Here is a 17,941-nt window from a genome sequence, read left to right on the forward strand (position 1 = left end):
CACGAACAAGGGGGCAGCCTTGCGACTGCCCCCTTGTTGCTCAAACGGTACGAATATCCTCGCCTGCTGACCTGTCCGGGTCTGGTCGGCCCGACTGGGCTCAGTGGAAGCCGATGCGCTTCAGCGTCTCCGAAGGGCGCTGCCCGAAACGCTCGGTATAGTCGCGCGCGAACTTTGACAGGTGGGTAAACCCGCAGGAGAGGGCCACCTCGGTCACCGTGAGGCCGGTTTCGGCGGCCTCCTGCAACTGGCGATGCGCGAGCGAAAGGCGGCAGTTCTTGAGGTATACCATGGGTGTCGTCCCGCGGAACCGGCGGAAGCCCGTGTGCAGCGAGCGCGCCGATACGCCTGATACCGCGATCATTTCGTCAAGCGTGATCGGATCGGCGGCATGGTGCCGGATGAACTCCTCGGCCCGGCGCACATAATAAGGAGCCGGCGCTGCGGCCGGGGTATCGAAGAGCTCGGAATGATTGTGCGGCACAGCGGCAAGCAGCAACCGCTGCAGCGCCTGTTCGACCGAGCCAACCACGCGGGTATGGCTGAAGGCGGAAGATCCCCGGTCGAGATCGTCGCAGATCGTGCGCACCAGTTGCGCGAAGCTGACGGCAGCGCCCGAAAGCGAGACCGGTGTGTTGCAGAACCGCAGGTCAGCCGCCTTGAACCCGAGTTCCTGAGAAAGCGCAGCCTCGAGACCGCCCTTCGACAGCTTCACCGTGAAATGCTTGTAGCCTTCGCCAAAGACCTGCTGGACCCGCTCTCCGGGATTGAGCACGCACATGTGCCCCGGCTCCATCTCGAAAGTCCGTTTGCCCTGCGTGATCCTCACCGCGCCGAACAGCGAGAACTGGACGAGATAGAGATTATCCATCGGGGGAATGTCGACGATGACCCGCCCGTAGGGATTGCCATAGTCCGTGGCGTTGAAGGAAACTGATCGCAGCGACGCATGGTGGTGGCGGAAGGCGATGGGCGGTCTGCCGCCTTCAAGGCGCAAATCGTGCGGGCAGAACATCTCGCTCATGTGGTGATGCACCTGGTCGATGTCGTGCGACAGCAGACGCGGAAAACTCGCCAGCGGCATGCCGCTGCCGTCCCAGCGGCTTGATGCGAGTGCAGGTACCATAAGCGCGGCTCCCCCCTTTGTTATCCAATAGCCGGTCAGGCTCCCAGAACCACTCCATCCATGATCAGATCGGGCTTCGGATAGGCCCGTTTGCTGTGGCTGAGTCCCTGATTCAGCAGCATATCGCAAGTCATCAGACCTACCAGCCCGGGATTCAAAACAGGCACGGGCAAATGCTCGGCCAGATAGCGGTGCGACTGGTGCATTGTCGTCGAGCCGAGGATCAGAACATCGGCGCCGTCCTCTTCGATGGCGCGCTGCGCGGCCTCCAGCAAAAGCGGAAACACGCTGTCCTCCTTGCCGGCGAGCAGTTCGCTGGTATCGGGACGCACGCCGATCGAGCGGACCGACGCAAGTCGTCCAGCGAGGCCGTTCTCGGCGAGGACCTTGTCATAAAGCCAGCGCCACCGGTCCCACATGCTGAGGATCGAGAAGCGGCGCCCCAACTGTGCGGCGAGGGCATATGTCGGCTGCGCTGCGCCGACGACGGGAATGGACAGCCGCGAGCGGAGTGCGGCGACCCCGGAGTCGCTCATCGAATTGACGCAGACCGCAGCGCACCCGTCGGCTTCGGCCGTCGCACCGGCTTCGAGGCAGAAGGCATCCGCGATCGAACCTTCATAGATCGAGCCGAGTGCGCCGCCGCCCCTGGCTGCGCAGGTCATCTCGACCGTCACCCCCCGAGCCGCCAGCTCCGGAGGAACCTGCGCAGAAAAGGCGCGCAGGCCTTCTTCCGGCACAGGTACGGGGATGATCATCCTGATTCTTCGATCGCTCACGCCATACCTCACTGGATAGCTGGCTCAGCCGGTAACGGCCTCTGCGGCGATGCAAGGCAGCGTGCCGCAGCCCGATCACTCGGTGACAACAAGGTGACCCGCACGTGACATCAGGTCCAATACTGAATGCGGCATCATATCAGACCTAAAAGGTATGATCCGAAGCCCCCCGATCATCGCCCGGCAGGACGGCTTTCTGCCACCGTGGCCCATTTCCGCAGTCAGCGGCCAGCCCTTGCGCCTTCGGGATAGCCCGACTTGATCCCAGGGCGCAGCCTTGGGCGAATACGCAGAGTCATGGAGAGGGTATGACGAGCACAAGTCAGTTGCCGGATCATTTCGCCGATCTCGCTCCGTTTCTTGAATGGGCACAGCCAACCGAAGTCGGGCGCAACGCCAAGCGGTGGCGTTCCTCGCTGGAAGAGAGCCAGCGCTTCTACGACGCCATGCTCGAGCGCGGACCGGCGGCGTTGGAGTATCTCGGCGGGTTCGCGCTGGATGCCATCAGCGGACCAGATCGCACCCTGCTGAACCTGTGCCTCGCGCTCGCAGAGTGTTCGGCGACCATCGAGATGTACGAGAATCCGCAGCCCAAATACGTCTTTCCCATCGAACGGTTCGTGCCGGTGCACGACACCTGGGATGCTGCAAACCGGGGAGCAACGCTATGACCACCGCGCCGTGCCGCTTCATGGACCGCTACCCCGAGGAAGGCCGCGATCCCGTCCCAGTGGAGCGCTATACCTCCACGGAATACTTCGATCTTGAGCGCGAACGCGTATTCCGCCGCAAATGGCTGAACGTCGGCAATGTGCTCCAGGCACCCAAGCCCGGGGACTACTTTGTCGCCGACCTCAAGATCCTCGATACTTCGCTGCTGGTCATTCATGGCAAGGACGGCAAGTTCAGAGCCTTCCACAACCAGTGCTCGCACCGCGGCGCGCCGGTGGCGTGGGATGCGCAGGGCTCGTGCAAGGGCTATCTGGCCTGCCGGTTCCATGGCTGGGTCTACGATACCACCGGCAAGCTGGTGCATATCTCGGATGCCGAGAACTTCCCCGGCGTGAAGCCAGAGGACAACGGCCTGACCCCCGTCCATTGCGAGGTCTGGCAGAGCTTCGTCTTCGTCAATCTGGCCGCCGAGCCGGAAGAGACGCTGGCCGAGTTCCTCGCCCCGGTGGCGGGCGAGATCGGGCGATACGACTTCAGCGGCTTCACCCCGGCATTCTCCTACCGGATCGATGAGGCGGTGAACTGGAAAACGCTGCAGGAAGCGCAGCTGGAAGGCTGGCACCTGCCCTTCCTGCATGAAAAGACCCTCGCCCGCGCCGTGAAGACCGATGGCAATCAGTATCGGCACGCCAGCATCGAGCTTTACGGACTGCACGGCGTGCTCGGCTCGCCGCCGCCAGACAGCTTCACGCCCTCGCCCGTGGCGCAACTGGCCAGCCGCTTTGGCACCGGTACCGTCCAGGCCTTCGGCGCGAAGGTCGAGAATGAGGGTGAAGGCTACAAGTTTCGGGGCTCGTTCGATTTCTGGCATATCTTCCCCAACTACTTCGTGGGGCTGCTGAACGGTCTCTACTTCACGTTCAACATCTGGCCCGTCGCGGTCGACCGCAGCGTGTGGGAGATCAAGGGCTACTATCCCCCGGTCACGACCGCCGGGGAGCTGTTCGCGCGTGAATACTCCAAGGTTGGCTTGCGCGATCCGATGATGGAAGATTGCTTCACCCATGAGCTGATCTGCGCGCAGCTCAAATCCGGCGCGAAGCAGCATATCCATTTCCAGGATGAGGAAACGCTGGTCCGGCACCTCGGCAATGGGGTTGAGCGCTGCGTCCGCGGCCTTGCCTGAGCTGACGCGCCAAGAGATCCGGGAGTGACCATGCGGAAGACTATGACAACGGGCGTGCTCGTCGTCGGCGCAGGGCACGCCGGCGCGGCCGTTGCCGCGCAGTTGCGTCAGGCAGGCTATGCCGCCCCGATCATGCTGGTCAATGACGAGGCGCGCCTGCCCTACGAGCGCCCGCCGCTCTCGAAGTTCTGCTTGCTCGATGCAGCGCAAGCGGAAGCGCCCTTGCTGCGTCCCCGCCACTTCTGGGCTGATGCCGAGATCGACCTTGTGAGCGGCGTGGAAGTTGTCGCGCTGAATCCGCTGGAGCGAAAGGCGGCACTGTCCGATGGCCGGACCGTTGCGTTCGACTGGTGCGTCCTTGCCACGGGCGGAAGGGCGCGGGCGCTTACCTGTCCTGGCGCTGATCTGCCGGGCAGCCATGTCTTGCGAGGTCACGCCGATATGGAGCGCCTCCGCGAGCACCTTGCCACCGCGCAGAACATCGCGGTGATCGGGGGCGGCTATGTCGGGCTTGAAGTGGCGGCATCCGCGCAGGCTCTGGGCAAGTCCGTCACGGTGATCGAAGCGCAGCAGCGGGTCCTCTCGCGGGTGACCTCCGCGCCCGTATCCCGCTTCTTCGAAAACGTGCACCGGCGCCATGGCGTGGATTTCCACCTCGGGCGAGCCGTATCGGCGCTCGCAGGCCATGAACGCGTCGAAGCGGTGTTGCTGGATGATGGCACCGAGGTGGCGGCGGATGCGGTCATCGTCGGGATCGGGATCGATGCCGAGACCGCTCTTGCCGAGGCTGCCGGCATTGCCTGTCATGGCGGCGTTGTGGTGGACGCCCACTTTCGCAGTTCAGCCCCCCGCATCCTCGCGATCGGCGATTGCGCGCGCCATCCCAACGACTTCGCGGGCGGCATGTGGCGCCTCGAATCCGTGCAGCATGCCCAGGATTCCGCCGCAGTGGCCGCCATGACGATCATGGGCGAAACGCGGGTCTATCAGGACGTGCCGACATTCTGGTCCGAACAGTACGAACTGCGGCTGCAATCGGCCGGGATCGCGCGCGATGCAGACGACTTTGTGGTGCGCGGCGATCTGGACCACGGCCCGTTCTCGATCGTTTATCTGCGCGAGGGCCGGATGATCGCGGTCGATTGCATCAACAATGCCCGCGAGTTCATGGCTGCTCGCAAGCTGATCGGAACCCGGGCAAGCCTTGACCGGGAGCTTGTCAGCGACACCTCCGTCTCCCTCCGGGCCTTCGCCTAGCCGTGGCCGTGCGCAGCGCTCGCGTGGATCTCGCAGCTGATCCGGATCAGCGTCGCCAGTTCTGGCGTTACGTCGCCCGAGCGATGGACCATCATGATCGGCGAGCGGGCGCCGCGGTCCGCAAGCGGCAGATAGCGGACATCATCCCGGCGCAGACGCTGCACCGACTCCGGGACAACGGCAAAACCGGCATAGGCGGCGACCAGGCCGATCGCGGTCTGGAGTTCGCGCACTTCCATGATCTTGGCGGGCGTCAGGCCAAGGTCATGGATCACGCCCAGCACCTGATCCGCGTAGCTCGGGCGTGCCGGCCTCGGATAGACGATCAGCGGCTCGACCAGCAATTCGGACAAGTGCACGGCGCGGCCAACCGATACGAGATGGTGATCCGCCGGAACCGCTGCGACCAGTGGTTCGTCCGCCAGCACGATGCGGCGAACCGCCGGATCTTCCACGCGCAAGCGGCCGAAACCCACATCGATCCGGCCCTCTTTCAGCGCCGTGATCTGTTCGACCGAAGAACACTCCAGCAGCGAAACGTCCGCGCTGATCGACTCTTCGCGAAAGCGGCGGATCACCTGCGGCAGCAAGCCGTAGAGCGTCGAGCCGACGAACCCGATCACGAACCGGCGCCCGCCCTGATCGGACAGGCGGCCGACCATCGACTGGATCTGCTCCATCCCGGCCAGCACCTGGACCGCCTGCTCATGCAGAAGACGGCCCGCTTCGGTGAGCTTCAAGGGGCGGCTCGACCGGTCGACCAGCTCGGCCCCGACTTCTTCCTCGAGCAGGCGGATTTGCCGGCTGAGTGGCGGCTGGGCCATGTTGAGGAGCTGCGCCGCGCGGGTGAAGTTCCGCTCCCGGGCGACGGCGACGAAGTACCTGAGGCGCCTGAGATCCATATCATACCCTCAAGGTCTTGCCGTTTGCGGAGGTCATTCACGGTCAGTTGGCAAAAATTGACCTGTTTTCAGTCTCTCTCAGCTTCAAAGACCATCCTGTCATGACAGTCAAGATCACGCACATCGATACCTGGATTGTCGATGTACCGACAATTCGACCCCATGTTCTGGCCATGACCTCGATCAGCCGACAGAGCATGACGCTGGTCCGCGTTCACACTTCCGATGGCGTCATCGGGCTCGGCGAAGGCACGACGATCGGGGGGCTGGCCTATGGCGAAGAGAGCCCGGAATCGATCAAGCTGACGATCGACCAGTACATGGCGCCCTTGCTGATAGGTCAGATGCTGATCGATCCGGCCGCGCAGCTGGCGCCGATCCGCAGCACCATTGTCGGCAACCACTTCGCCAGGAACGCGGTGGAGACCGCGCTGCTGGATATTCAGGGGCAGCGGCTCGGGGTACCCCTCACCACGCTTCTGGGCGGGCGCCAGCGCGAACGGATCCCGGTACTCTGGACCCTTGCCAGTGGTGACACCGCCAAGGATATTGCGGAGGCGGAGGCCCTGATCGCCGGCCGGCGGCACAACATTTTCAAGCTGAAGATCGGCAAGCGTGCTTTGCGTCAGGATGTCGCGCATGTCGCTGCGATCAAGCGGGCGCTGGGCGACGAGGCCTCCGTGCGGGTCGACGTCAATCAGGCATGGGATGCGGTCACGGCGCTGCGCGGCGCCGCCATGCTGGCCGACGCCGGCGTCGATCTGATCGAGCAGCCACTGCCCCGCGCCGATCGCCTGGGGATGGCTCACCTGACCAGGCATTCGCCCCTCCCTATAATGGCGGACGAAGCCTTGCGCGGCCCGGTCGATGCGATGGACTACGTCGTCGCCGGTGCCTGCCATGCGTTTTCGATCAAACCGGCGCAGGCTGGCGGATTGTTCGCGGCGCGCGACGTTGCGGCGATCGGAGAGGCCGGGCAGATCGGCATCTACGGCGGCACGATGCTGGAAGGCAGCATCGGCACCGCAGCATCGGCGCACCTGTTCGCGACGCTTCCCTCGCTCGGCTGGGGCACGGAGCTATTCGGGCCGCTCCTCCAGACCGAAGACATTCTGACCGAGCCGCTCGAATATCGCGACTTTGCCCTGACGGTACCCGCTGCGCCGGGGCTCGGACTCAGTCTCGATCTCGACAAGATCAACCGCTTTCGCCGCGATGCGCCGTCAAGAACGGTCAGCACACCCGGACGACAGGAGAACAACTGATGCTTTTCATGGTAAGAATGGATGTGCACGTGCCCCACGAGCTCGATCCTGCGAAGTTTGACGCACTCAAGGCCACCGAGAAAGCGCGGGCGGAGGACCTGCAGCGCAGCGGCAAGTGGCGGCACCTCTGGCGCATCGCCGGACAATACGCGAACATCAGCATCTTCGATGTCGCCGATGCGGGCGAGCTCCACGAACTGATGATCAGCCTCCCGCTGTTCCCCTACATGACCACCGAGGTGACGGCCCTCTGCCGCCACCCTTCCGCCATTTCCGCCGACTGACCCGCAACGAGGAGGATGCCATGACCGACATCGTGAAATCACCGGCCGTGCAGGCCCTGTTCGACCGCGCCGCCGGGCTGGACCAGACCGGCGGCAACGCGCGGCTGAAGGCGATCCTGCGCGATCTGCTTGAGGCGCTCGCCGTCACCATCGAGAAGCACGACATTTCCGAGAGCGAGTTCTGGGCCGGGCTGTCCTTCCTCCAGAACGGCGCGCAGGAGTTCGGGCTGATCGCACCAGGGATCGGGATCGAGCACTTCCTTGATCTGCATATGGACGCCAAGGACGCGGAAGCGGGCGTGACCGGCGGCACGCCGCGCACGATCGAAGGGCCGCTCTACGTGGCCGGTGCGCCGCTCGTCGATGGTGACCTGACCCGGACCAATGACGTGAACCTGACCGACGATCCCGATGATACGGAAACCCTGACGATGTCGGGCACTGTGACCGGGCCGGACGGCGAACCGGTGGGGGATGCGGTGCTGCATGTCTGGCACGCGAACTCCAAGGGTTTCTACTCGCACTTCGACCCGACCGGCGCGCAATCGCCGTTCAACAACCGCCGCCGGATCAAGCTCGGTTCCGATGGCCGCTACGCATTCCGCTCCAAGATGCCGCGCGGCTATGCTTGCCCCCCCGGCGGCGCGACCGAGCAGCTCATGCACGCGCTCGGCCGGCATGGAAACCGCCCGGCCCACGTCCATTTCTTCCTTGAAGCGCCGGGGTATCGCACGCTGACCACCCAGATCAATTTCGGCGATGATCCTCACGCCCGCGACGACTTTGCGTTCGGCACGCGCGAAGGGCTGCTGCCTGTGCCCGAGCGGACCGGCGACGGAGCGCATATCGCCTTCGATTTCCGCATGCAAAAGGCCCGCTCGGCTGATGAGCAAGGCTTCTCGCAGCGCCCCCGGGCAGCCGCGTGAGCAAGGTCTTTCCCTCTCCGGCGGCAGCGCTGGAAGGGCTGTTGTTCGATGGAATGACCATCATGTCGGGCGGGTCCGGGCTCGAACAGAACCCGCAGGGCACTCTGGCCGAGCGGATCAGGGCCGGCGTGGCCGGCTGAACCAACTTTCGACAGGTGGGACGATGACACAAAGCAGCGGCCGGGCGACGATGAACGATGGCGCGGCCATCGCCTGGACCCTCGAAGGACCGGAGGATGGTCCGGTCCTGTTGCTGTCCAATTCGCTCGGGACCAGCCGCGCCATGTGGCAGCCACAGCTGCCGGCGTTCGCCGCCCGCTACCGCGTCCTGCGCTATGATACGCGAGGGCATGGCCAGTCAGCCGTTACCCTGGGTGACTACAGCCTCGATCGTCTGGGGCGCGACGTGGTGAATCTGCTCGATGCCCTTGGCCTTGATCAGGTCGATTTCTGCGGCCTCTCGTTGGGGGGCATGACCGGGCAATGGCTGGGCGTTTTCGCGCCCGAACGCGTCCGGCGCTTGGTGCTTGCCAACACATCGGCCTTCATGGGGCCGCCCACCGGCTGGCAGGATCGGATGAACCGCGTGCGCTGCGAAGGCATGGCCGCGATTGCCGATGCGGTGATCGCACGCTGGTTCACCCCCGCGTTTGCCGGCACCCCCGCAACTGCCAAAGTTCTCGAAACCCTGCTGAACACCGACCCTGCGGGATACGCCGGGTGCTGCGCCGCGATCCGCGACATGGACCTGCGCCGCATCATCCCGCTCATCGACCGGCCCACGCTTGTGATCAGTGGCCTGCAGGATCCGGCAACCCCACCCGAGCATGCGGCCTTGATCCATCAGGCGATTGAGGGCTCCACGCTCGTTTCGCTCGATGCCAGCCACTTGTCCAACATCGAACAGCCAGAGGCTTTTGCCGAGGCTGTCTTGGCGTTTCTGGCTTGATGACCTAGCGCTCGATGCGCAGTTCGCCGTCCTGTTCGGTCACGTCGTAGGCTCGGATCGGCACCGAGCAGGGCGCCGCGCGCGGCTCGCCTGTGCTGATGCAGAACGATCCCATGTGGAACGGGCAGAAAATCTGGCCATTCTCCACATAGCCTTCCGACAGCGAGGCTTCGCCATGGCTGCACAGGTCGTCGGTGCAGTAGAAGCCGTCCTTCCAGCGATAGACAGCCAGCGCGTGGCCATCATCCAGCTCCACCCGCAAGGGCTCGTCGGCAGGCACGTCGGCGGCCCGGCACAGTGTCAACACAGAGGTCTCCTTAAAATCGGATGGTCAGCCACGAACGCTCAGGCCATGGGCACTTTGCCGGCCCACGGCGCTGCTGCCGGACTGGAAAGGCGCGGATCGAGCTGCACGCGGTCGAACCGCCACTCACCGCCGTGCTCGCTGAGTTCGCTGTCATACCAGCCGCCGTACCAGGTATCGCACGCGCTGCCGTCGTCCTGCCTCATGGTCGCCAGCTCCCACAGGTACCACCGGCAGGTCGCGGTGGTCGCATCCGGCCCGAGTTCGATCAGCGGCGAGACCATGTAGTGCAGCGACCAGGTGACGAAGCCCTGCGCCAGTTCGGACAAGCCGGCAGCAATCGCGTCGCGCCCATGCAGGTGCGCAACGCCGTCCAGCTGCCATTCGGCATCCGGATGGAACAGCGGCGCGAGGATGGCGGGTTCGTTCTTGCGGTCGGCGCCCACGGCATAAGTCGCGATCAGTTTCCGGATCGCCTCGCAGGCCTCGATGCGCCGCAGCCGCAGTTCGAGTTCGGCGGGCACGATCAGCGCGGTCCGTTGGGCGGGAGCGCCTGCCAGGTCTGGTCGCGGCCGTGGACTGCGACGAAGCGCTGTTCCTCGAAGGCGTAAGGCACGCCCACCTGGCCCCGGTAGAACTCGATGTGCGGCGCGACTTCGGCCATCGACAGCGCAATGTTGAAAATGCCCTGATGCGATTCCGGGAGTTCGCCGAGCGGAAAGGCGTCGCAGGCATCGAGGATGGCCTCGATATGCGGCAGCACGCCGCCATAAAGGGCGTGAAGGTCCGCTTCGCTGGCTTCGCGGCGCGCGCTGGTGCGCTCGTCCGCAGTGCCAAGGTTCCAGCGGGCGAAGGGGATCAGCGCCTCGAACCCGGCGGGGACGGTCATTGGCTGGTTCATGCTCAGGGTCCTTCCAGCGGGATCAGGCGTTGACGTAGTCGTCCACAACCTTGCAGTTGTGGCGGATGAGGATTTCTTCGTCCTGAAGGTGCTGGACCTTCTTCGCGCCCGAAAGCATGGCGCGGTAGGTGTCTTCCATCGTCGCGGTATCCTCAAGCCAGGCGTTGCGCTGGAGAACCATCGACCGTTCGAAGCCCCAGAGCTCACTGTAGGTGCGCGGCTTCTTCAGGTAATATTTGCCTTCCCACAGCGTCTTGTCGTGCGCGATCGGCCAGAACTGGTGGGTGAACCAGATACCCTCGGAGACGTGCAGGAGCACGCTGGGGAACAGCACGCTCAGCTCGAACGCCCAGTCCGGCTCGCGGTTGGGGTTGAGTGTTGGCGGCAGGCTCGAGGCACCGCCCTGCGCGGCCAGCGATCCGCGTGAACGCTCGTTGGCCAGATCGCCGATCGGGGTGCGCGGCAGGTTTTCGACCTGAAGCCGGACCGAGCAAGTCCGGTGCGGCCCGAACAGCTCCACATCCTCGATCGGCCCCTTGAACACGTTGGGGAAGGACCCGGCATGGATGGTGTCGACATGGTAAGCCTCGGCAAAGGCATCCGATGCGACCTTCCAGTTGCAGTTGAGGGTCGTGTAATAGGTGAAGCCGTGGTCGCAGGCGGCGAAATCGAACCCGCCGAAATGATCGGCATAGCCGCCAAGGAAGTCCTTGAGGGATTGGACCGGGCCGGGATCGACGTTGACGAAGACAAACCCGGCCCAGGTATCGCAATGGACTTCGGTCAGGCCGTTCTCAGCCTTGTCGAAGCAGCTGTAGAAGCGCTCTTCCTGCGGCACGTTCACCAGTTCGCCCTGCGCGTTGTAGACCCAGCCGTGAAACCGGCAGGTGACCACCCCGGCGCGATTGCGCCCGTAGGTTTCCTGGCCGGTCTCGGTCACCACGGTGTTGCCGCGGTGCGAGCAGGCGTTGTGGAACGCGCGGATGACCTTGTCCTTCCCGCGCATGATGATCACCGAGGTATCGGCGAGGTCCAGCCGGCGGACCTTGTACGAGCCCACCTCCGGAACTTCCCGTTCAAGCGCGACGTAGAGCCACTGCTTCTTGAAGATCTTCTCTTTTTCTTTCTCGTAGTACGCAGGGTCGATGTAGGGCGCGACCGGAAGCGGCTCCTGGCCGAGATCGGGGTACTTGCGCGCCCAGCGGCCGGGTTCCTTGTCGATCTGAAGTGCCTCAGTTGCCATGCTCGCTCTCCTGCGCCTGTCACCCTCGGATCGGACCGGGCGCGCTGATGGGTTGGACCTGTGCTGCGCGGGGACTTGCCTCCCCCTCAGCAATCCTGCGCCGATGAGCTAGCCTTGCGGTCTGCTGCATCGCTATCCCGCGACTGCACCGCCCTGCACGCGGGGCGCACAAATGCGCTCAGCCGTACTGTTCCTCGACGAGATGAAGGATGCCGAGCCGGGCGAGGATCGTCTTGGGGCACATGAAGGTGACCCGCACCACACCGGGAAGCCGGCTGATCTCGATGGACCCCGCGATGGTCGCGCGGTTCATCACTTCGTCATAGGGAATGCCCGTGATCCGCGCCGCGCGATCGAGGCCGTTCTTGGTCGCATCGTTGAGGGTTGCCCCCGATCCGATGAAGGTGATCGGTGCGTTGTCCTCGATCTCGTTCTGGCCATACCTGGCGCCGAGTGCGATCACCGCGTCCCGTTCGGCGGCATCGAGCGGACGGGCGAGGAACGGGACATCGTCGAGATTTTGCAGCAGGATCGGGCCATCGAGCGCGAGGCCCTTGATCACTTCGACCTGCAGTTCAACCTCGCCAGCGACATCGGTGGCATGGCCGGCGATCTCACCGTTGCCCTGCTGGGCGTGCATGTCGCCCATGTAGATCCCGCCCCCCGGAATCTTGACCGGGCAGATCAGGATCGCGCCCTCGCGGACGCTGTTCGTGTCCATGTGTCCGTCCGTCTTGTGCCGGTCGAGCTCCTCCTGCGTGAAGCTGTAGCCATGAGGCGCTTCGAGCAGGAAGGTGCCGAAGTCCCCGGCATTGTGCGAATCCGGCAGATCGCGTGAGGGCGATGTGCCGATGTTGCCGAGGAAAGGCCGCATGCGGGCGGCGAGGCCGGCGATGTCTGCGCGGGCCAGCGAGAGGATCGAGTGCTGGGCCGAAGCCTCAGGCAGCGCGGAATTGACTTTCGCGTCCTGCGCCAGCGCCTCGGCCACCTGCTTGTTCACGGTCAGCGAGACCTGGTTCTCGCGATCGAGGACGATCACATAGCCATTGCTGAAGCGGAATGCGCTCACCTCTGCGCCGCAGCTGTCGCAGTGCACGGCATCGTCGCCAATGCCCTCGACATGGCTGGAGGGCGCGGTTGTGCCGCAGGCCGGGCACAGCTTGGCCACGAACGGATCGCCGACATAGCGGCCATCGACGAACTCCATCACGCCCGACGAGGTCGCCAGCGAAGTGACCCGAACCTTGCGCAGACGGATGGCGATCGCATCGCCGATCTCTGCGCCTTCGACGAGCACGGGCCGGGTTACTTCGTGCCCGCCCTGAAACTTCGGCGTGATCATCGGACCCCAGCATCCGGGCGGCGTGCCCGTGCGGATGACGCCGCCATCGCGCACGATTGCAGCCGGTGCGATGCCGGGCCCGACGATGCCGCCGCTATATTCGTAAACTCCAACCTCGTCGCGAACGCTCGCCATGATCATGCTCCCTGAGGCCGGTGACTACCTCTGTGCCAAGCGGACTCAGCGCTCGGTATCGGCAGTCATACGAGGGGGATTAAGGCGGCCAAAAGGCTGCCAGCGCAGGAATTAGCCGCTCAGCGAAGCAAAGCGCCGATGGCAGCCCTCCGATCAGGGGTTGGCCGGGTCAGCCGGTGCCCATCACCTTTCCAAGGCGGGCGCTGTCCTTGTCCAGCCGCCGCCCAGCGCCTGATAAAGCTGCACGCGCGCCGTCAGCGCATCGGTTTCAAGGCTGACAAGCGCCAGATCGGCGCTCAGCAATCCGCGCTGCGCGTCGAGTTGTTCGAGATAGCCCGAATAGCCTGCGCGGTAGCGATTGGTGGCGAGCCGCAGCCCCTCGGCCACGGTATCGCGCTGGTGCCGGGCGAGCGCGATCTGCTCGTCGATGCCCTTGATGAAGGCCAGCGCGTCTTCGACCTCGCGAAAACTTTGCAGCACGGCGCGGCGATAGGCAAAGGCAGCCTGATCGCGCTGCCCCGCTGCGGCTTCGGCCCCTGCGCGCAGGCGTCCGCCTGCAAAGATCGGCGCAAGCGCGCTGCCGCCGAGCTGCCAGAGCGTGATGGGATCGGCGAGCAGGCTCGAAATCGCCAGCCCCCCGCTCAGCCCGAGGCGCAGCTGCGGCAAGAAGCGCTTGCGTGCGGCGGAAAGCGCCGCGTCGGTGGCGGCGAGCTGGTCGGCCGCCTGGGCAATGTCCGGGCGGCGCTCGAGCAGGGCCGAAGGCAGCCCGGCGGGTACCGCAGGCACGGCAAGGCTGGCGAGTGGTTTGCCGCGTTCGATCGCGCCGGGGGTTTCCCCGGAAAGCTGGCTCAGGCTGTCTTCGCCGCGCCGGATCGCGGCCTCGATCTGCGGAATGATCTGCGCGGTCGCGTCATATTCGGCGCGGGCCTGCTGCAGCTCCAGCCTGGGCGAATAGCCCGCCCGGTCGCGCGATTGGGCAATGCGCAGGGACTCGGCGCGGGCGGCCAGCGTCTCTCTTGCGACGTGCAGCCGCGCATCGAGGCCGAGCAGAGCGATGTACTGGCTGGACACAGCCCCTGCCACAGACAGCCGCACACTGTCATGCGCGGCCTCGCTCGCGAGAAAGGTGGCGCGCGACGCCGTCACGGAATCCGCGAGCCGGCCGAACAGGTCCACTTCGTAGCTTGCGGAAAGCTGCGGCTGGGCGAAGTCCTGATTGAGCGGGGTGCCGAAGGCGCTGACCGTGCGCGAATGGCCGCCCGCCAGTCCTGCATCGAGCGTGGGCAGAAGCTGCGCGCGCGCCAGCGCCACATTGGCCCGCGCTTCGCGCACTCGCCCGGCGGCGATGGCGACATCCGGGTTGTTGGCGACGGCGTGCTCGACCAGCCGCGCGAGCGCCGGATCGTCGAAGGATTGCCACCACTGCGCATCGATGGCGCCGCCACCCTGATCGGCCGCGCCGCGCCACGCAGGCGGCGGCGTTATCGGCGGCGCGTTCTGCGGCTGCCCGCCGGAAACGCAGGCGCCCAAAAGCAGGACAGGCATGAGAAGGGCGGCGCGCATCATCATTGCCCCATCGCGCGTGTGTCCACCGACACTTCGACCGACATGCCCGGCCGCAGCCGTCGCGCCGCCGCCTGTCCGGGGTCTACCCCAATGCGCACCGCGATCCGCTGCGCGACCTTGACGAAATTGCCGGTCGCATTGTCAGCCTTGATTACCGCAAATTCGGATCCGGCAGCGGGGGAGATGTTCTGTACGTGGCCGGTCAGCACCTTCCCGCCCAGCGCATCGACGCGGAACGTGGCAGGCTGGCCGACCGCCATGGCACGCGTCTGGCTCTCCTTGAAGTTGGCGACGATCCAGGCATCGTGGGGAACAAGGAAGACGAGCTGGGTCCCCGGAGTGACATAGGCGCCATTGCGCACGCCGATCTCGGAAAGCTGGCCATCGGCCGGCGCGCGGATCACGGTGTTTTCGAGATCGATCTGCGCCAGCCGCAGCTGCGCTTTTGCCGCCTCGACCGCCGCACGCAGGCCGTCGCGTCCGACGACCACGGTTCGCACATCCTGCGTGCCGATGGCGCGTCCTGCCTCGGCCTGGCGCACCCCGGCTTCCGCAGCCATCAGCGCGGCGTGGGTCTGGTCGCGTTCGCGCTCCGAGATCGATCCGTCGGCCACGAGGGCATCTGCGCGCTTCATGTCTGCGCGGGCACGATCAAGCTGCGCGTGGGCATTGGCGATTGCGGCATCCTGGCTGAGCGTCGCCGTCTCGCGCGAGCGCTGGGCCTGCGCGGAATTGGCCAGTGCGGCTTCCTGTGCCGCGACGTTGGCCTCGGCCTGCGCCACCCGCGCGCGGTAGATGCGGTCGTCGATCGTCGCGATGATCTGGCCGGCCTTCACCTCGGTGAAATCCTGCACCGGCACTGATGTCACATAACCGCTGACCTGCGGCGCGATGATTGTGACCCGTCCGCGCACATAAGCGTTGTCGGTCGCTTCGGTGATCCCGGCAAAAGGCGGGAGGCGCCACGCATAGAGCAGGGCCATGATCGCCAGCAGAGCCACCACGATGATGATCGCCACCGTTGTCCGGCTCTTGGTGGGCGGGCTCCAGCCTGCGGGCGGTGTGGCCGCGACTTGCGGATCTGCGGCGGTGCCGGGCGGCGAAGCGGTGATGGTGGCGGTCTCGGTCATGGCTATGGCCTCATGGCTTTGGCTGCGCGGCTGCCTGTGCAGCCTGCGCCATTTTCTGCTGCAACAGGATGACGGGTGATGGCTCGCGCCGCCGCCAGATCGACCAGCGAATGGCAAGGCCCCACAGCTCGGTCAGCACCGCAAGCGCGCCGACCAGCAGGAACACGTCGTTGAAGGCGAGAATGTTGGCTTCGCGCGCAACCTGCTGCGCAACAAGCGCACCACCAGCCGCGCCGCGCAGCGCGGCGTCACCCTGGGTCGGCGCCAGCACGCCCGCGCTGCCGCGCATCCGCGCCGCGACGACCGGATCGGTCATCACGATCGACTGCACCAGTTCGTGCGAGTGGTACTTCTCGCGCTCGATCTGGTAGGTGCCCAGCAGCGCCGTCCCGACTAGCCCGCCGACACTCTGGCTCATGGCGAAGAGGACGACAAAGCTGATGAAATGCTTTGGCCCCGCCAGTAGCGTGCGCGAGATGCCGATGACCATCGCCTGCGCCAGGAACAGCAGCGATGCAAACCCGATTAGCGCCTGGCTGAAATAGAGGTTTTCCGGCCGCGTCAGATTGGTGGCCGAGGCGTCGATGAACGCCCCGATCGCGATCAGCAGCACGGCAAAGTTGATCGGCGCGGTGAGGTTGCTGGGCCGGAACGTAAGAACTGCCGTCGCGAGGCCAGCGAGCGAGGCGGCAACGACGATCAGGTTCAGCGTCACCATCTGGTCGTTGCTCATGCCAAGGACAGTGAGCAGGCCGATCGAGCCGAATGCCTGTTCGGAGAGGAGGATGCGGATCGAGGCGGCAACGAGGATCAGCCGCACGAGGTGGCGCGTGCCGAGCCAGCGTGTCTGGATCAGCGGATTTTCCCGTAGATGCTCCAGGATGAGCGAGGCGCCGATCAGCACGACGCTCAGCACCAGCGCGATCCCCATCCACGGGCGCTCGGTCCACCATTCGATGCGGCCTTCGGAGAGCACCGCGACGAGGAGGCCAATGCCCGGCGCAAACAGCGCGAAGGTGAGGAAATCGAGCGGCTCGAACACCTTTTCGCGCTCGCTAGGCGGCAACGGGAGCGCCATGACCGCCGCGAGCGTAGCAAGCGCGAGGCCGAGCTCGAACCAGTAGAGCATGTGCCAGTCTCCCCAGTCGAGCAGCCGGGGCGAGAGCGCACGGGCAAGCGGTGTCGCCAGCATGGGCACGCAGATGCCGATCATCGCGCCCGCCAGCCGGCGCGGCGCGGTCATGCTCTGCATGAAGTAGAGGATCGTCAGCGTCGAAAGGCCGCTCGCAGCGATGCCGCTGATCGCCCGGACGGCGACTGCTGACCAGAAATCGTGAACGAAAAGGTGCAGCAGCGTGGACACCGCATAGGCCGCGAGCATCCAGCGGATGAACGGCTGCAATCCGAACTGCTGGCGATACTTCACCAGCAAGAGGTTGGACGGCACATTTGTCATGAAATACGCCGCCGTCAGCCAGGTCGCCTCGTCGCTGTAGAGTCCGAGCGAGCCTTGCGCGAAGCCCAGATTGACAAGGGTCAGCGCATTGCCCAGCCCGCCGGTGATGCCGACCAGCGCGCCAATCGCGAAATAGCCGCGCCGCCGCGATGCGGGATGATCGGGATTCGCGGGCGAACCAGGCAGCGTTGGCCGTTCGTGCAGCTTGAAGACATAGGGCGCCTCCTCGGTCATCGTGGCGCTCCTTCAATGCCCGCCCGCATTGCTGCTGCGCTCAACGCCAATAGGCATTGGCGGCGGCGATCGTCTGGAAGTTCACCGCCATGCGCGACAGCTTCATCGCGAGGGCAAAGCCGGCTTCGGCCGTGTCGGTCACAAGTGTTTCAAGACAGGTGGTCATGATCTCGCTCCTTCAGTGCAAGGCAAAAGCAAAGTGTTATCGATGCCGCCCGGAATCGCCCGTTCCAGCAACATTTTTTATCGTGTTTTTCGGTACTTGGCTTGCCGAAAGTAAAGCG

General features: G+C 65.1%; 19 protein-coding genes and 1 pseudogene. 8 read left to right on the forward strand and 12 right to left on the reverse strand.

What is annotated here, in order from left to right:
- Positions 1 to 100: 100 nt before the first annotated feature.
- Together Q0071_RS08410 and Q0071_RS08415 are read right to left on the reverse strand one after the other, a co-directional pair.
- Positions 101 to 1,126: an AraC family transcriptional regulator gene (locus Q0071_RS08410; protein WP_298167376.1), complete on the reverse strand. Its 1,026-nt coding sequence runs from the start codon at positions 1,124 to 1,126 to the stop codon at positions 101 to 103.
- Positions 1,127 to 1,161: 35 nt separating this feature from the next.
- Positions 1,162 to 1,866, reverse strand: coding sequence for an aspartate/glutamate racemase family protein (locus Q0071_RS08415; RefSeq protein ID WP_298167378.1), 705 nt, complete (start codon positions 1,864 to 1,866; stop codon positions 1,162 to 1,164).
- Between the two features lie 347 nt (positions 1,867 to 2,213).
- On the opposite strand from Q0071_RS08415, the gene Q0071_RS08420 reads away from it, so the two are divergent.
- Genes Q0071_RS08420 through Q0071_RS08430 form a run of 3 tightly spaced genes read left to right on the forward strand, consistent with a single transcriptional unit; the run spans position 2,214 to position 5,020 of the window.
- Positions 2,214 to 2,576, forward strand: coding sequence for a hypothetical protein (locus tag Q0071_RS08420; RefSeq protein ID WP_298167380.1), 363 nt, complete (start codon positions 2,214 to 2,216; stop codon positions 2,574 to 2,576).
- The gene (locus tag Q0071_RS08425) at positions 2,573 to 3,763 is read left to right on the forward strand and encodes an SRPBCC family protein (RefSeq protein WP_298167383.1); all 1,191 of its coding nucleotides are present in this window, start codon (positions 2,573 to 2,575) and stop codon (positions 3,761 to 3,763) included. The genes Q0071_RS08420 and Q0071_RS08425 overlap by 4 nt, the downstream gene beginning before the upstream one ends.
- 30 nt (positions 3,764 to 3,793) lie before the next feature.
- Positions 3,794 to 5,020 (forward strand): FAD-dependent oxidoreductase, encoded by a 1,227-nt coding sequence (locus Q0071_RS08430; protein WP_298167385.1) that lies wholly within the window; start codon positions 3,794 to 3,796, stop codon positions 5,018 to 5,020.
- Here Q0071_RS08430 and Q0071_RS08435 read toward each other — a convergent pair.
- Positions 5,017 to 5,922 (reverse strand): LysR family transcriptional regulator, encoded by a 906-nt coding sequence (locus Q0071_RS08435; RefSeq protein ID WP_298167387.1) that lies wholly within the window; start codon positions 5,920 to 5,922, stop codon positions 5,017 to 5,019. The two genes, Q0071_RS08430 and Q0071_RS08435, sit on opposite strands and share 4 nt — an antisense overlap.
- Positions 5,923 to 6,023: 101 nt before the next feature.
- Between Q0071_RS08435 and Q0071_RS08440 the strand changes: the two genes are divergently transcribed.
- The 5 genes and pseudogenes from Q0071_RS08440 to pcaD all read left to right on the forward strand — a co-directional run bounded on the left by Q0071_RS08440 (position 6,024) and on the right by pcaD (position 9,346).
- Positions 6,024 to 7,187, forward strand: coding sequence for a muconate/chloromuconate family cycloisomerase (locus Q0071_RS08440; protein ID WP_298167389.1), 1,164 nt, complete (start codon positions 6,024 to 6,026; stop codon positions 7,185 to 7,187).
- Positions 7,187 to 7,471, forward strand: coding sequence for a muconolactone Delta-isomerase (gene catC / locus Q0071_RS08445; protein ID WP_298167391.1), 285 nt, complete (start codon positions 7,187 to 7,189; stop codon positions 7,469 to 7,471). Before Q0071_RS08440 ends, catC begins: the two co-directional genes overlap by 1 nt.
- Positions 7,472 to 7,491: 20 nt before the next feature.
- The gene (locus Q0071_RS08450) at positions 7,492 to 8,397 is read left to right on the forward strand and encodes a dioxygenase (protein ID WP_298167393.1); all 906 of its coding nucleotides are present in this window, start codon (positions 7,492 to 7,494) and stop codon (positions 8,395 to 8,397) included.
- A pseudogene (locus Q0071_RS08455) lies at positions 8,394 to 8,495 on the forward strand (succinyl-CoA--3-ketoacid-CoA transferase); the annotation flags it as partial. The gene Q0071_RS08450 and the pseudogene Q0071_RS08455, both read left to right, overlap by 4 nt.
- Before the next feature lie 65 nt (positions 8,496 to 8,560).
- Positions 8,561 to 9,346: a 3-oxoadipate enol-lactonase gene (pcaD, locus tag Q0071_RS08460; protein ID WP_298167396.1), complete on the forward strand. Its 786-nt coding sequence runs from the start codon at positions 8,561 to 8,563 to the stop codon at positions 9,344 to 9,346.
- A 4-nt stretch (positions 9,347 to 9,350) separates the two neighbouring features.
- Here the strand turns inward: pcaD and Q0071_RS08465 are convergent, their stop codons facing one another.
- The 9 genes from Q0071_RS08465 to Q0071_RS08505 form a co-directional block, all read right to left on the reverse strand.
- A complete protein-coding gene (locus Q0071_RS08465; RefSeq protein WP_298167399.1) occupies positions 9,351 to 9,653 on the reverse strand; it encodes a non-heme iron oxygenase ferredoxin subunit in 303 nt (100 codons plus the stop codon).
- A 38-nt stretch (positions 9,654 to 9,691) separates the two neighbouring features.
- A complete protein-coding gene (locus Q0071_RS08470; RefSeq protein WP_298167402.1) occupies positions 9,692 to 10,174 on the reverse strand; it encodes a nuclear transport factor 2 family protein in 483 nt (160 codons plus the stop codon).
- A 2-nt stretch (positions 10,175 to 10,176) separates the two neighbouring features.
- Positions 10,177 to 10,551, reverse strand: a complete 375-nt coding sequence (locus Q0071_RS08475) for a hypothetical protein (protein ID WP_298167404.1) — start codon at positions 10,549 to 10,551, stop codon at positions 10,177 to 10,179.
- A 22-nt stretch (positions 10,552 to 10,573) separates the two neighbouring features.
- A complete protein-coding gene (locus Q0071_RS08480; protein WP_298167407.1) occupies positions 10,574 to 11,794 on the reverse strand; it encodes an aromatic ring-hydroxylating dioxygenase subunit alpha in 1,221 nt (406 codons plus the stop codon).
- Between the two features lie 178 nt (positions 11,795 to 11,972).
- Positions 11,973 to 13,271 carry an acetamidase/formamidase family protein gene (locus Q0071_RS08485; protein ID WP_298167410.1) on the reverse strand — a complete coding sequence of 433 codons (1,299 nt, stop codon included), beginning with the start codon at positions 13,269 to 13,271 and terminating at the stop codon, positions 11,973 to 11,975.
- Between the two features lie 183 nt (positions 13,272 to 13,454).
- Positions 13,455 to 14,834, reverse strand: coding sequence for an efflux transporter outer membrane subunit (locus Q0071_RS08490; RefSeq protein WP_298167412.1), 1,380 nt, complete (start codon positions 14,832 to 14,834; stop codon positions 13,455 to 13,457).
- 2 nt (positions 14,835 to 14,836) lie between these two features.
- Entirely contained in the window at positions 14,837 to 15,967 is a 1,131-nt protein-coding gene (locus tag Q0071_RS08495; RefSeq protein ID WP_298167416.1) for an HlyD family secretion protein, read from the reverse strand.
- A gap of 10 nt (positions 15,968 to 15,977) precedes the next feature.
- A complete protein-coding gene (locus tag Q0071_RS08500; RefSeq protein ID WP_298167419.1) occupies positions 15,978 to 17,657 on the reverse strand; it encodes an MFS transporter in 1,680 nt (559 codons plus the stop codon).
- Between the two features lie 40 nt (positions 17,658 to 17,697).
- Positions 17,698 to 17,823 carry a hexameric tyrosine-coordinated heme protein gene (locus Q0071_RS08505; protein ID WP_298167422.1) on the reverse strand — a complete coding sequence of 42 codons (126 nt, stop codon included), beginning with the start codon at positions 17,821 to 17,823 and terminating at the stop codon, positions 17,698 to 17,700.
- Between the last annotated feature and the right edge of the window lie 118 nt (positions 17,824 to 17,941).

Origin of the sequence: Novosphingobium sp. (assembly GCF_027486195.1) — a bacterium.
Taxonomy (GTDB): domain Bacteria; phylum Pseudomonadota; class Alphaproteobacteria; order Sphingomonadales; family Sphingomonadaceae; genus Novosphingobium.

Bases quoted from the DNA above. Each gene is read 5' to 3' on its own strand.
- Q0071_RS08475 (WP_298167404.1), bottom strand. From the start codon at position 10,551: ATGAACCAGCCAATGACCGTCCCCGCCGGGTTCGAGGCGCTGATCCCC.
- Q0071_RS08485 (WP_298167410.1), bottom strand. From the start codon at position 13,271: ATGGCGAGCGTTCGCGACGAGGTTGGAGTTTACGAATATAGCGGCGGC.
- Q0071_RS08490 (WP_298167412.1), bottom strand. From the start codon at position 14,834: ATGCGCGCCGCCCTTCTCATGCCTGTCCTGCTTTTGGGCGCCTGCGTT.
- Q0071_RS08425 (WP_298167383.1), top strand. From the start codon at position 2,573: ATGACCACCGCGCCGTGCCGCTTCATGGACCGCTACCCCGAGGAAGGC.
- Q0071_RS08435 (WP_298167387.1), bottom strand. From the start codon at position 5,922: ATGGATCTCAGGCGCCTCAGGTACTTCGTCGCCGTCGCCCGGGAGCGG.
- Q0071_RS08420 (WP_298167380.1), top strand. From the start codon at position 2,214: ATGACGAGCACAAGTCAGTTGCCGGATCATTTCGCCGATCTCGCTCCG.
- Q0071_RS08440 (WP_298167389.1), top strand. From the start codon at position 6,024: ATGACAGTCAAGATCACGCACATCGATACCTGGATTGTCGATGTACCG.
- catC (WP_298167391.1), top strand. From the start codon at position 7,187: ATGCTTTTCATGGTAAGAATGGATGTGCACGTGCCCCACGAGCTCGAT.
- Q0071_RS08410 (WP_298167376.1), bottom strand. From the start codon at position 1,126: ATGGTACCTGCACTCGCATCAAGCCGCTGGGACGGCAGCGGCATGCCG.
- Q0071_RS08500 (WP_298167419.1), bottom strand. From the start codon at position 17,657: ATGACCGAGGAGGCGCCCTATGTCTTCAAGCTGCACGAACGGCCAACG.
- Q0071_RS08495 (WP_298167416.1), bottom strand. From the start codon at position 15,967: ATGACCGAGACCGCCACCATCACCGCTTCGCCGCCCGGCACCGCCGCA.
- Q0071_RS08450 (WP_298167393.1), top strand. From the start codon at position 7,492: ATGACCGACATCGTGAAATCACCGGCCGTGCAGGCCCTGTTCGACCGC.
- pcaD (WP_298167396.1), top strand. From the start codon at position 8,561: ATGACACAAAGCAGCGGCCGGGCGACGATGAACGATGGCGCGGCCATC.
- Q0071_RS08480 (WP_298167407.1), bottom strand. From the start codon at position 11,794: ATGGCAACTGAGGCACTTCAGATCGACAAGGAACCCGGCCGCTGGGCG.
- Q0071_RS08505 (WP_298167422.1), bottom strand. From the start codon at position 17,823: ATGACCACCTGTCTTGAAACACTTGTGACCGACACGGCCGAAGCCGGC.
- Q0071_RS08430 (WP_298167385.1), top strand. From the start codon at position 3,794: ATGCGGAAGACTATGACAACGGGCGTGCTCGTCGTCGGCGCAGGGCAC.